10 protein-coding genes are annotated in these 13,663 nt (G+C 41.8%); all 10 read left to right on the forward strand.

Annotated elements, in window-relative coordinates:
* Positions 1 to 8 precede the first annotated feature (8 nt).
* The 10 genes from gap (at position 9) to BLR54_RS00265 (ending at position 13,324) form a co-directional block, all read left to right on the forward strand.
* Entirely contained in the window at positions 9 to 1,025 is a 1,017-nt protein-coding gene (gap, locus tag BLR54_RS00220; RefSeq protein WP_090416218.1) for a type I glyceraldehyde-3-phosphate dehydrogenase, read from the forward strand.
* An 81-nt stretch (positions 1,026 to 1,106) separates the two neighbouring features.
* Positions 1,107 to 2,330, forward strand: coding sequence for a phosphoglycerate kinase (locus tag BLR54_RS00225; protein WP_090416219.1), 1,224 nt, complete (start codon positions 1,107 to 1,109; stop codon positions 2,328 to 2,330).
* Positions 2,331 to 2,622: 292 nt separating this feature from the next.
* Positions 2,623 to 3,369, forward strand: coding sequence for a triose-phosphate isomerase (gene tpiA, locus BLR54_RS00230; protein ID WP_090416220.1), 747 nt, complete (start codon positions 2,623 to 2,625; stop codon positions 3,367 to 3,369).
* A 198-nt stretch (positions 3,370 to 3,567) separates the two neighbouring features.
* Positions 3,568 to 4,887, forward strand: coding sequence for a tetratricopeptide repeat protein (locus tag BLR54_RS00235; RefSeq protein ID WP_090416221.1), 1,320 nt, complete (start codon positions 3,568 to 3,570; stop codon positions 4,885 to 4,887).
* Positions 4,874 to 6,253: a CapA family protein gene (locus BLR54_RS00240; RefSeq protein WP_176761809.1), complete on the forward strand. Its 1,380-nt coding sequence runs from the start codon at positions 4,874 to 4,876 to the stop codon at positions 6,251 to 6,253. Before BLR54_RS00235 ends, BLR54_RS00240 begins: the two co-directional genes overlap by 14 nt.
* Positions 6,254 to 6,295: 42 nt before the next feature.
* A complete protein-coding gene (gene gpmI / locus BLR54_RS00245; RefSeq protein ID WP_090416223.1) occupies positions 6,296 to 7,840 on the forward strand; it encodes a 2,3-bisphosphoglycerate-independent phosphoglycerate mutase in 1,545 nt (514 codons plus the stop codon).
* A gap of 55 nt (positions 7,841 to 7,895) precedes the next feature.
* Entirely contained in the window at positions 7,896 to 8,762 is an 867-nt protein-coding gene (locus tag BLR54_RS00250) for a phosphoribosylaminoimidazolesuccinocarboxamide synthase (RefSeq protein ID WP_090416224.1), read from the forward strand.
* A 136-nt stretch (positions 8,763 to 8,898) separates the two neighbouring features.
* Positions 8,899 to 10,344, forward strand: coding sequence for an amidophosphoribosyltransferase (purF, locus tag BLR54_RS00255; RefSeq protein WP_090416225.1), 1,446 nt, complete (start codon positions 8,899 to 8,901; stop codon positions 10,342 to 10,344).
* 39 nt (positions 10,345 to 10,383) lie between these two features.
* The gene (gene purB / locus BLR54_RS00260; protein ID WP_090416226.1) at positions 10,384 to 11,838 is read left to right on the forward strand and encodes an adenylosuccinate lyase; all 1,455 of its coding nucleotides are present in this window, start codon (positions 10,384 to 10,386) and stop codon (positions 11,836 to 11,838) included.
* A 130-nt stretch (positions 11,839 to 11,968) separates the two neighbouring features.
* A complete protein-coding gene (locus tag BLR54_RS00265; protein ID WP_090416227.1) occupies positions 11,969 to 13,324 on the forward strand; it encodes an MATE family efflux transporter in 1,356 nt (451 codons plus the stop codon).
* The last annotated feature ends 339 nt before the right edge of the window (positions 13,325 to 13,663 follow it).

A 13,663-nucleotide genomic window follows, 5' to 3' on the forward strand; every position in this document is an offset into this window, starting at 1 on the left:
ATTTAAAAATGGCAGTAAGAGTAGCAATCAACGGTTTTGGCCGTATCGGACGTCTTGCATTCCGTCAGATGTTCGGAGCAGAAGGTTACGAAGTAGTAGCAATCAACGACTTAACTAGCCCAAAGATGTTAGCACATCTTTTAAAGTATGATTCATCACAGGGAAAGTATGAGCATGCTGATGAGGTTTCTTCAACAGATGATTCAATCATCGTATGTGGTAAGGAAATCAAGATTTATGCATTCCCAGATGCAAACAATTGCCCATGGGGTGACCTTAAGGTTGACGTAGTTCTTGAGTGTTCAGGATTCTACACATCAAAGGAAAAGGCACAGGCTCATATCAATGCAGGTGCTAGAAAGGTTGTTATCTCTGCTCCAGCAGGAAACGATCTTCCTACAATCGTTTACAATACAAACCACACAACACTTAAGGCAGATGATACAATCATCTCAGCAGCTTCATGTACAACAAACTGCTTAGCACCAATGGCTGACGCACTTAACAAGTACGCTCCAATCCAGTCTGGTATCATGGTAACAATCCATGCTTACACAGGTGATCAGATGACACTTGATGGCCCACAGAGAAAGGGTGATCTTCGTCGTTCACGTGCAGCAGCAGTTAACATCGTTCCTAACTCAACAGGTGCAGCTAAGGCTATCGGTCTTGTTATCCCAGAGCTTAACGGAAAGCTTATCGGATCTGCTCAGCGTGTTCCTACACCAACAGGTTCTACAACAATCCTTACAGCAGTTGTAAACAAGAAGGACGTTACAGTTGAGGGTATCAACGCAGCTATGAAGGCAGCAGCTAACGAGTCATTCGGTTACAACGAGGATGAAATCGTTTCTTCAGATATCGTAGGTATGAGATTTGGTTCTCTCTTCGATGCTACACAGACAATGGTTTCTAAGGTTTCTGATGATCAGTACGAGGTACAGGTTGTTTCTTGGTATGACAACGAGAACAGCTACACATCACAGATGGTTCGTACAATCAAGTACTTCTCAGAGTTAGCTTAATTCGTTTTTACGAATACGACTTTTTAGGGGTCCGGTCCAATTGGACCGAACCCCTTTTTGTATTTAAGGAGGAATAAAAAAATGGCATTAAACAAGAAGACAGTTGATGATATCAACGTAAAGGGCCGTCGCGTACTTGTTCGTTGCGATTTCAACGTACCACTTAAGGCTGGTGAAATCACAGATGATACACGTATCAAGGCAGCTCTTCCTACAATTAACAAGCTTATCGCTGATGGTGGAAAGGTTATCCTTTGCTCACATCTTGGTAAGGTAAAGAATGGTCCTAACGAGGGCGAGTCACTTGCTCCAGTTGCAAAGCGTCTTTCAGAGAAGCTTGGCAAGGAAGTTACATTTGTTTCTGATTACAATGTAACAGGTGAGGCTGCTACAAAGGCAGTTGAGGCTATGAAGGAAGGAGACGTAGTTCTTCTTCAGAATACTCGTTTCCGTGGCGAGGAAGAGACAAAGAACGGTGAGGCATTCTCTAAGGAACTTGCTGATCTTGCTGATGATTATGTATGCGACGCTTTCGGTTCATCACACAGAGCTCACGCTTCTGTAGCTGGTGTTACAAAGTTCATCACAGCTAAGGGTGGTTCTAACGTAGTTGGATACCTTATGCAGAAGGAAATCGACTTCCTTGGCAACGCTGTTGAGACTCCAGTACGTCCATTCGTAGCAATTCTCGGTGGTGCAAAGGTAGCTGATAAGCTTAACGTTATCAACAACCTTCTTGAGAAGTGTGACACACTTATCATCGGTGGTGGTATGTCATACACATTCCAGAAGGCTATGGGATATGAAATCGGTACATCACTTTGTGATGAGACAAAGCTTGATTACTGTAAGGAAATGCTTGAGAAGGCTAAGAGCATGGGTAAGGAGATTCTCCTTCCAGTTGATGCTGTTACAATCGCTGAGTTCCCAGATCCAATCGATGCTCCTGTTGAGACAGTAGTATACGATAAGGAGAACATGCCAGCTGATAGAATGGGTTGCGATATCGGACCTAAGACAGTTGAAATCTTCTCAGAGAAGGTTAAGACAGCTAAGACAGTTCTTTGGAACGGACCAATGGGTCTTTTCGAGAACCCAGCACTTGCTGTAGGTACAGAGTCTGTAGCTAAGGCTCTTGCTGAGACAGATGCTACAACAATCATCGGTGGTGGTGATTCAGCAGCAGCTGTTAACCAGATGGGATTTGCTGACAAGATGAGCCACATCTCTACAGGTGGTGGTGCATCACTTGAGTTCTTGGAAGGAAAAGAACTTCCAGGTGTTTATGCTGCTGACGATAAGTAAAATTCGTCTTTTTCAAAAATTTCTGCGTTAATTAGTATTCGCTGTACGTCTGTGTACAGCTTCATACTAATTGCCTTGCAATTTTAGAAAAATACTAGAATTTTTAAAATAATACTTAAAAGTAGCCTATGCCCAAGAGAATAAAACATACTCGTATCAGACCTTGATGAGCCGTCCCTACTTAGATGGCACGAAGTGGCATCTTATGTAGGGCAACGAGCGAATAAGAGCGCAAGCGTGTCTGAGAGAGTGTGTGTTATTCTGAGGGAATAGGCGAGAGAAAGGGTTAATTATGGCAAGAAGAAGAATTATTGCCGGCAACTGGAAGATGAACATTACACCTTCTGAGGCTGTAAAGCTTGTTGCTGAGCTTAAGGATTTAGTAAAGAATGATGATGTAGACGTAGTTTACTGCGTACCTGCAATCGATATTGTTCCTGTAGTAGAGGCTGTTAAGGGCACAAACGTAAACGTTGGTGCTGAGAACTTCTACATCGAGGATAAGGGCGCTTTCACAGGCGAGATTTCAGCTCCTATGCTTGTAGACGCTGGTGTTAAGTACGTTATCATGGGACACTCTGAGAGAAGAGATATCTTTGGTGAGGATGATATCCTTATCAATGCAAAGGTTAAGAAGGCATTTGCTGCTGGTCTTACACCAATCCTTTGCTGTGGTGAGTCACTTGCACTTCGCAAGGCTGGCACATACAAGGAGTGGATCGAGAGACAGATTACTTGGGATCTTACAGGTGTTACAGCTGACCAGGTTAAGAACCTTGTTATCGCTTACGAGCCAATCTGGGCTATCGGAACAGGTGAGACAGCTACAGCTGATCAGGCTGAAGAGGTTTGTGCATTCATCCGTGAGCTTATTGCTAAGCTTTATGATGGTGCTACAGCAGAGGCTGTTCGTATTCAGTACGGCGGATCTATGAATGCTGGTAACGCTGCAGAGCTTCTCAGCAAGCCAAACATCGATGGTGGTCTTATCGGTGGTGCTTCACTTAAGCCAGACTTCGGCAAGATTGTAAATGCTTAATTAAAGACTCCTAAAGTTTTTATTGCGCACCGGCTTTTCGGTGCGCTATTTTTCTGCTTTTTTCTTATTGACAAATTTCACATAAGAATAGGACATTTGTCTGTTCTTTCATTGATTATTATAGTTTTATTCCACTATTTTTTATGATATAATTTGCGCTGATGGACAGTTTTGGTTCCATTGGACATTGGAGGTATTATGAAACGAAATATTCGTTTGATTTTATTGTTGAGTATTTCCGCTTTAGCACTTATGGGATGCTCTAAAAAAGAAGAGGAAAAGACAGAAGAAGAACAGGCCACAACGGAGCAGGTTGCGTTCGATGATGTGGCGGTTGAAGATTACACAGTCCTTTCCTATAGCGAGTTAGAGGTTTTAGCCTACGAAGGTGATACAGAGGCTCAGGTAATGCTTGGTCGTAGCCTTGAGTATGGCACTGAAGATATAAAGCAAAACTTCAATGAAGCTTTGTCTTGGTATCAGATGGCATCAGATTCAGGAAACGCAGACGGCACTTGTGCACTTGGATATTTTTATCTTAACGGAGCGGGTGTTGAAAAAGATTTAGATAAAGCTCAGGAACTTTTTACTACTGCAATGGAGCATGGTTCAATAAATGCGAAGGTTGGACTTGCTAGAGTTATGCTTCAGCAGGGTGATTATGAGATCTATACAGAAGAGAGTCTTTCTACAGGTTCTAATGAGAATTCAGAACAAAAAGAAACATCTTCCGACAAAGACAAAAAAGAAAATATAGAAGATAAAAAAGATAAAACAGATAAAGAAAAAAAGAAAACTCAAGATAAACAGTCTTCTGAAGATGGAGAAGATGAGGAAAGCCTTGAGCAGAACGGACCTATTGAATTGCTAAAGGTTGCTCAGCAGGCAGGAGATTTAGATGGTGCCTATTATCTTGGGTACATTTATGAAAATGGAATTGGTGTGGTGCAGGATTACAACAAGGCCTTTGATTATTATAATCGAGTGGTTAAGTCAACAAGCACCGCTTTAAATGACAGAGATGCCATAAATCTTTCAAACATAGCCCTTGGTCTTATGTATGTAAAGGGAAATGGAGTGGAAGCAGATTCTAAGACAGCATTAGAGTATTTCACAAAGGCATCTGACAACAATTCAGCAAAGGCCAGCTACTACATCGGTCAGATGTATGAAACTGGTATGGGAGTAGATAAAGATTATGAGCAGGCCATGGAGTTCTATCTTAAGGCTGCAGAGCTTAATTATGCGCCAGCACTTAATCAGATTGGTTATCTTTATTATAACGGCTTTGGTGTAGATGTTGATTTTGCATCGGCTGTTTATTATCAAAAACTTGCAGCATTACAGGGATATCCTATTGCTCAAGTTAATCTAGGTTTTTTGTACGAAAACGGATACGGGGTTGAGAGGAATTTGGTAACGGCTTTATCTTATTACGAAATGGCAGCGTCTTCAGGTTATGAGGGAGCTACCGAAGCTGTTGTCCGAGTTAAAGCACAGATTAATGAGGAAATGTAAATATTTTGCAGCTATACTTTTATCGTCAGTTTTATTATTTATAGGATGTGGTAAGAGCTTCTCAGCAATTGAAATCACCACAAAAAATGAACCTGTTCCTCAGCGAATCGTAATCGATGATTTGGCTGATGCATGGGACAATATTCTTAATAATAGCACAAAGAATTTTATTGGTTCACATCCTGTAGATGAAAGCTTTTTAGCGATGGTTACAGCAGAATACGGGGAAGATGTTATTCAAGAAATTGCCAGCTATGCAAATTTTGAAACGCCAGAAATTTGGTATCAGCTTACTGGTAAAAGCATACATGTCTTATGGTATGATTACTGCATTGAATCAGGCATTCAAAACTATGCCTATGATAAAACTTATGTGATAGATGATGATATTGATGGTGATATTGTTATGGATTTCACCGGAGATTTATCCTTGGCTGAAGGTGTTGCCACCACAACTTTTATGGACCATCAAAAGAATGGCATAGAGGATTGCTTTTCAGAACAGTTACTTAGGGAAATGCGTTCAGCAGATATATTAATGATAAACAACGAGTTTGCTTTCACAAATCGTGGAGCGGCTCTTCCTGATAAAGCATACACATTTAGAGCAGATCCTAGCAGAATAAATTTACTTAGAAAGTTAGGAACAGATGTTGTAAGTGTTGCAAACAATCATGTATATGATTATGGAGAAACAGGTTTTCTTGACACCTTAGACACCCTGGAAAATGATGGCATGCCATACATGGGTGCCGGTCGTAATATTTACGATGCAATGGAGCCTGTATACTTTATAATAGATGGCAGAAAAATAGCCATATGCTCTGCAACGCAGATCGAGCGTACCTTGAACTTCACAAAAGAAGCTACAAATAATGAAGCTGGTGTTTTGAAGTGTCTTCATCCAGAGTTTTTCTGTGAAGAGATAAAGGAAGCAAAAAGGAATGCAGACTATGTTATAGTGTTCCCACATTGGGGAACGGAAGGCAGTGCCAATTATGGTGCAGACCAAAGCTCTTTGGCTAGAGCTTTTGTGGAAGCAGGGGCTGATGTTATCATCGGTGGTCACACCCACTGCTTGGAGACAGTTGAGTATATGGATAATGTTCCTATTTATTACAGTCTTGGAAATTATTGGTTTTCAATTACAGGAACAATGCCAAGTGATTACGATACTGGACTTGCCCAGATTCGTATTTCAAAAGAAGGAGATATAGAAGCATATTTCCTTCCATGCTATTTTAGCGAAGGCGTTACAAGCCTACTTAATGAGAAAGATAAAGCATATAGCGATATCATAAACGACCTTAATAATCTTTCTAGCACAGCAAAGATTGACACTCAAGGTCACATTATAAAAAAATAATAGTGAAATACTAGCAAAGCTAGTTGTTAAGGAGGAATTTCTATGAGTAAGAAACCTGTAGTACTTATGGTTCTCGATGGATACGGTATCAACGAAAATCCTAAGGGAAATGCAATTGCAATGGCAAACACACCTGTTATGGATAGCCTTATGGCTGAGTGCCCATTCGTTCAGGGCCAGGCATCTGGTATGTTCGTTGGACTTCCAGATGGTCAGATGGGTAATTCAGAGGTTGGTCACATGAACATCGGCGCAGGCCGTATCATCTACCAGGATCTCACAAGAATTACTAAGGCAATCAGCGACGGTGAGTTCTTTGATAACAAGGTTCTTCTTGAGGCAATTGAAAACTGCAAGAAGAATGACAGCGATATGCACCTTTGGGGTCTTCTTTCAGACGGTGGTGTTCACAGCCACATCGAGCATGTATATGGAATGCTTGAAATGTGCAAGAAGAACGGTCTTTCTAAGGTATATGTTCACGCTTTCCTTGATGGTCGTGATACTCCTCCAGCATCTGGTAAGGATTTCTTAGAGACACTTCAGAAGAAGATGGATGAAATCGGTGTTGGACAGATTGCTTCACTTTCTGGTCGTTACTATGCAATGGATAGAGATAACAACTGGGATAGAGTTCAGAAGGCATATGATTCATTAGTTAAGGGCGAAGGAGTTAAGGCTACATCAGTTTCTGATGCTATGCAGGCTTCTTACGATGATGGCGTTACTGATGAGTTCGTACTTCCAACAGTTATCACAGATGCTGCTGGTAATCCGCTTTCAGTTGTAAAGAATGGTGATTCAGTTGTATTCTTCAACTTCCGTCCAGACCGTGCTCGTGAAATCACAAGAGCTTTCTGTGATGATAAGTTCACAGGTTTCGATAGAGAGTTCCTTAATCTCTACTATGCATGCTTCAAGGATTACGATGAGACAATTCCTAACAAGCACATTGCATTCGAGAAGGAATCAATTGAAAATACCTTCGGCGAGTTCTTAGCTAACAAGGGATTAAAGCAGCTTAGACTTGCAGAGACAGAAAAATACGCACACGTTACATTCTTCTTCAACGGTGGTGTTGAAGAGCCTAACAAGGATGAGGAAAGAATCCTTGTTAACTCACCAAAGGATGTAGCTACATATGACCTTAAGCCTGAGATGTCAGCTCCAGAGGTTGGCGCAAAGCTTGTAGAGGCTATTAAGTCTGACAAGTACGATGTAATCGTTATCAACTTTGCAAACCCTGATATGGTAGGTCATACCGGCGTTATAGAGGCAGCTGTAAAGGCTGTAGAGCGTGTAGACTCACTTGTAGGCGATGCTGTAGAGGCAGTTAAAGAGATGGGCGGTGTAATGTTCATCTGTGCTGACCACGGTAATGCTGATAAGATGATTGATTATGAGACAGGAGAGCCTTACACAGCTCACACAACAAATCCTGTTCCATTTATTTTAGTTAACTATGACAGTGCTTACACTCTTCGTGAGGGTGGTGCACTTTGCGATATCGCTCCTACACTTATCGAGGTCATGGGTCTCGAGCAGCCTAAGGAGATGACAGGTAAGTCATTACTTATCAAGAAATAGTTAATAACAGCAATGCTGTTAAATAAAATTTAATAAATAGAGAGAGGATTTGATTATGAAACCAATTAAAGAGGGAAAAGTAAGAGAAGTATACGATAATGGCGATAGCATTATCATGGTAGCCACAGATCGTATATCTGCATTCGACGTGATTTTAAAGAACAAGATTGTTAATAAGGGTGCAGTTCTTACCCAGATGTCAAAGTTCTGGTTTGATTTAACTAAGGACATCGTTCCAAATCACATGCTTTCAACAGATGTAAACGACATGCCTGAGTATTTCAGAAATGATGAATACAAAGGCAAGTCAATGATGTGCAAGAAGCTTACAATGCTTCCAATCGAGTGCATCGTTCGTGGTTACATCACTGGTTCTGGTTGGGCTAGCTACAAAGAAAACGGTACAGTTTGTGGCATTAAGCTTCCAGAGGGCCTTAAGGAGTCAGATAAGCTTCCTGAGCCAATCTACACTCCATCAACAAAAGCAGAAATTGGTGATCATGATGAAAATATCTCTTTCGAACGTTCTATAGAGGTTCTTGAGAAAGAATTTCCAGGTCATGGAGAGGAGTACGCAACTGCTCTTCGTGACAATACAATAGCTCTTTATAAGAAGTGTGCTGATTATGCGCTTTCAAAGGGAATTATTATTGCTGATACAAAGTTTGAGTTTGGTCTTGATGAGAATGGCAATATTGTTCTTGCAGATGAGATGCTTACTCCAGACAGCTCACGTTTCTGGCCACTTGAGGGTTACGAAGCAGGCCATGGACAGCCATCCTTCGATAAGCAGTTTGTACGTGATTGGCTCAAGGCAAATCCTGAGTCAGACTACCTCCTTCCACAGGATGTAATCGACAAAACCATCGACAAATATCTTGAGGCGTACGCACTTCTTACAGGCAAGTCTCTCGTAGCGTAGTTTATTTAAAACTGGCATAATAAGAACTTAGAGAAAACAGATGCGAACAATATTTCTTGTTGATTCAGTGAATATAGTGAAAACGATACTGAATCAATTAGAAATATGTGAGCATCGTTATGTATTAGGAGATTTTATGGGAGATTTTAAGATTAAGGATACTCCATGGGACGGCTTGCATGAGGAGTGCGGCGTCTTTGCGATGTATGATTTCGACGGTGGAGACGTTGCCTCCTCTATTTATTATGGTCTTTTTGCACTTCAGCACAGAGGCCAGGAGAGCTGCGGTATCGCCGTTTCTGATACAAATGGTCCAAAGCGTAACTATGCATTACATAAGGACATGGGCCTTGTAAATGAAGTATTCAACCAGGAGATTTTGGATGGCATGCACGGAGACATCGGTGTGGGCCATACCAGATATTCAACTGCTGGTTCATCTTGCCGCGAGAATGCTCAGCCGTTAGTGCTTTCTTATTGGAAGGGCATTCTTGGAATGGCTCACAATGGAAACCTCATCAATGCAGAGGAGCTGCGCGATGAGCTTTCTATGACAGGTGCTATATTCCAGACCACTATTGATTCTGAGACTATCGCATATATCATTGCAAGAGAGCGTCTTAAGAGTGCTACTGTTGAGGAAGCTGTAGCTAGAGCTTGCGACAAAATAAAGGGCGCATATTCACTTGTTGTTATGAGCCCAAGAAAGCTCATTGCAGCACGTGACCCACAGGGCTTCAGACCACTTTGCATCGGTAAGCGCGACAATGCTTATGTAATTGCATCAGAGACCTGCGCTCTTGATACAATTGGAGCAGAGTATATCCGTGATGTGGAGCCAGGTGAGATTGTTACCATCTCTCCAGATTTTGGTATTAAGTCAGACAAGAGCCGCTGTGTTTCAAATGATAAGCACGGTCGTTGTATATTCGAGTATATTTATTTCGCCAGAACAGATAGCAATATCGATGGCAAATCTGTATATGAATCCCGCATTAAGGCAGGTCGTTTCCTTGCACAGGATTCTCCAGTGGATGCAGATTTAGTTGTAGGTGTTCCTGAATCGGGAAATGCGGCCGCTATGGGCTATTCTTTGGAATCGGGCATTCCTTATGGTACGGCCTTCGTAAAGAACAGCTATGTAGGTCGTACCTTCATTAAGCCAAAGCAGGCCAGTCGAGAGTCTTCAGTTCAGGTAAAACTGAATGCACTTCGCGAGGTTGTTAATGGTAAGCGTATTATCATGATTGATGATTCCATTGTTCGTGGTACCACCTCAGACCGCATCGTTAAGATGCTGAGAGATGCAGGTGCTACAGAGGTTCATGTGCGTATTTCATCGCCACCATTCCTGTGGCCATGCTATTTCGGCACAGATGTACCATGCCGCGAGCAGCTGATTGCCTACAAGCATTCTGTTGAAGAGATTTGCGCTATTATCGGCGCGGACTCACTGGCATATCTTAATTTTGATCGTCTATCTGAAATGGTAGATGGACTTGAGATTTGTCATGGATGCTTCGATGGAAAGTACCCAATGGAACCGCCAACAAAAGATATACGAGGGGAATACGAAGCGTAAATAGGGGGGACCCATCTTCCCAAAAGTAAGGAGAGAATTATGTCAGATACAAGTAGATACAGTAGCCCACTTTCAGAGAGATATGCAAGCAAGGAGATGCAGTACATCTTCAGCCAGGACAAGAAGTTTTCAACTTGGCGTCGTCTTTGGATTGCCCTTGCTGAGACAGAGATGGAGCTTGGCCTTTCACAGGATGGCAAGCCAGTTATCACTCAGGATATGATTGATGAGATGAAGCAGCACATCGAGGACATCAACTATGATGTTGCAAAGGCACGTGAGAAGGAAGTTCGTCACGATGTAATGAGCCATGTATATGCATATGGACAGCAGTGCCCAAAGGCAGCAGGTATTATCCACCTTGGTGCAACAAGCTGCTACGTTGGTGACAACACAGATATCATCATCATGAGAGATGCGCTTCTTCTTATCAGAAAGAAGCTTGTAAATGTTATTGCAGAGCTTGCAGCATTTGCTGAGAAATACAAGGCACAGCCTACACTTGCATTTACTCATTTCCAGCCAGCACAGCCTACCACAGTTGGAAAGCGTGCTACACTTTGGCTTAACGAATTTGTTATGGATTTAGAAGATCTTGATTATGTGCTTTCTACTCTTAAGCTTCTTGGCTCAAAGGGTACAACAGGTACACAGGCAAGCTTCTTAGAGCTTTTCAATGGAGACCACGATACAATCGACAAGATTGACCCAACTATCGCAAAGAAGATGGGCTTTGAGGCTTGCTACCCAGTTTCAGGCCAGACATATTCTCGTAAGGTAGATACAAGAGTATGTAACATTCTCGCTGGTATTGCAGCTAGTGCTCACAAGATGTCAAATGATATCCGTCTTCTTCAGCACCTTAAGGAAGTGGAAGAGCCATTCGAGAAGAGCCAGATTGGTTCATCAGCTATGGCTTACAAGAGAAATCCTATGAGAAGTGAGCGTATTGCATCACTTTCTAGATACGTAATGATTGATGCTCTTAACCCAGCTATCACATCAGCTACTCAGTGGTTCGAGCGTACACTTGATGATTCAGCAAATAAGCGCCTTTCAATTGCAGAGGGCTTCCTTGCTACTGACGGTGTCCTTGACCTTTGCCTCAATGTAGTAGATGGTCTCGTAGTTTACGACAAGGTTATTACAAAGCGCCTTATGTCAGAACTTCCATTTATGGCAACTGAGAACATCATGATGGATGCAGTTAAGCTTGGCGGAAATCGTCAGGAGCTTCACGAGAAGATTAGAACACTTTCTATGGAAGCTGGAAAGAATGTTAAGGTAGAGGGTAAGGAGAACAACCTTCTTGAACTTATCGCAGCTGACGATGAATTCCCAATGGGACTTGAGGAGCTTGAGGCTACAATGGAGCCTAGCCGCTATGTTGGCCGCAGCCCTCGTCAGGTAGAGGTTTACCTCCGCGATGTCATCACACCAATCCTCGATGCAAACAAGGACATCCTTGGTGTAAAGGCTGAGATTAATGTATAATTAAATCTGATAATAAAATGAACTGCATCTTCGGATGCAGTTTTTTTGCACTTTTTTTGAAAAGATATGGGCTAGTCAGTGAACCTTAATTCATATATTATATACATTAATATATACTAAGGGGATAATAATGACTAAAGACAATATGTTTTCCGACAAGGCTTTCTTAAAGCGACTTTTTAATCTGACTTTACCACTGTCATTTCAGGTGTTGATGCTGGCGCTGGTAGCAGCCTGCGATGCAGTAATGCTTGGAAGGGTAGAGCAGAATTCTATGGCGGCAGTTTCTCTTGCCACCCAAATCCAGTTTATTCAAAATATGATGCTATGCGCTGTTACTGGTTCCATCTCAATTTTAGGTGCTCAGTACTGGGGCAAGGGCGATGTAAAGACTATCCATAAAATCTTTGGTATGAGTATTCGTATTGCAGTGGTGATTTCTGCAATATTCGCTGTGGCATGCGTATGTTTCTCTACATACCTTATGCATATTTTTGCCAATGATAATGATTTGATTACAATTGGTGCAGGCTATTTAAGAATTGCTGGATGGTCATATCTTTTGACAGGCTTATCCCAGTGTTATTTGGGAATGATGCGTGTTACTGATCATGCAGACAGGTGTGCCATCATCAGTTCAGGAGCTGTTATCATCAATCTTATTTTGAACGGCATTTTCATTTTTGGATTTATGGGAATTCCAACCATGGGAGCAAATGGTGCTGCCTATGCAACGTTGATTGCCCGTATAATCGAGCTGTCCTGGGCGGTTATTTCATCTTATCAGAAGGGATTTATTCATCCTGAGTTTAAGGATTTGCTAGTGCACGATGCCTTGCTTGCAAAGGACTATGTGAGATGCGGTTTACCGCTGGCTGGAGCTGCCATGTTCTGGGGAGTAGGATTCACTTCCTATACTGCTATAATGGGACATCTAGGGGCGGATGCGGCTGCTGCCAATTCTGTTGCAGCTGTAGTTCGTGACTTGATGTGTTGCCTCTGCGATGGTATTAGTGCCGCAAGTGGAATTGTTATTGGAAATGAGCTTGGGGCAGGCAATCTTGAAACTGGTAAGCTTTATGGTAGAAGAATAGCTAAGATTGCAGTATTCATAGGATTTTTAACTACTGCTTTAGTTTTACTGGTAACACCTTTTGTAGTAAATTACATGATTCTTACAGATAAAGCCAAAAACTATCTTGTGGGAATGATGGTAATTATGGCAATATATATGATAGGCCGCTGCATTAACACTGTTGTTATCAATGGCGTGTTTGCTTCAGGCGGTGACACCCTATTTGATATATATAGCCTAGCTGTCTGCATGTGGTGTCTTGCAGTCCCATTAGCATTGTTTGGTGCCTTTGTGTTTCACTGGCCAGTGCTTATGGTTTATGCCTGCACCTGTGTGGATGAGGTTGGAAAACTGCCATGGGTATTCCATCATTATAGGAAGTATAAGTGGGTTAAGGACCTCACTCGCTAATAAAAGTCAACAGGATTTTTTTGCGAAGTCAACTACAAAATAATACTAATTGATTAGGTTGATGATTGAGTTTTTAGAAAATGCTCACATCAACCTTTCTTTTTTCTGATTTTTTCGTTGCCGAAGTGATTAGTTTTCATCCAAGGTAATCACGAAAAGTCTCACAAAGCCCGTATTTATGCAGTTTCTATGAAATATCACAAAGCAATTTCTGTAACTATTTACAAAAAAAAATTAATTCCAGTTTCCGCATTGACGGTGAAAATAAAAACAGTTAATGTGTTAACAGTGTTAAGTGATTAACACTTGAAACACAAATTGGCCAACTAAAATTTGAGC

The organism is Pseudobutyrivibrio sp. YE44, assembly GCF_900104335.1.
Lineage (GTDB): Bacteria > Bacillota > Clostridia > Lachnospirales > Lachnospiraceae > Pseudobutyrivibrio.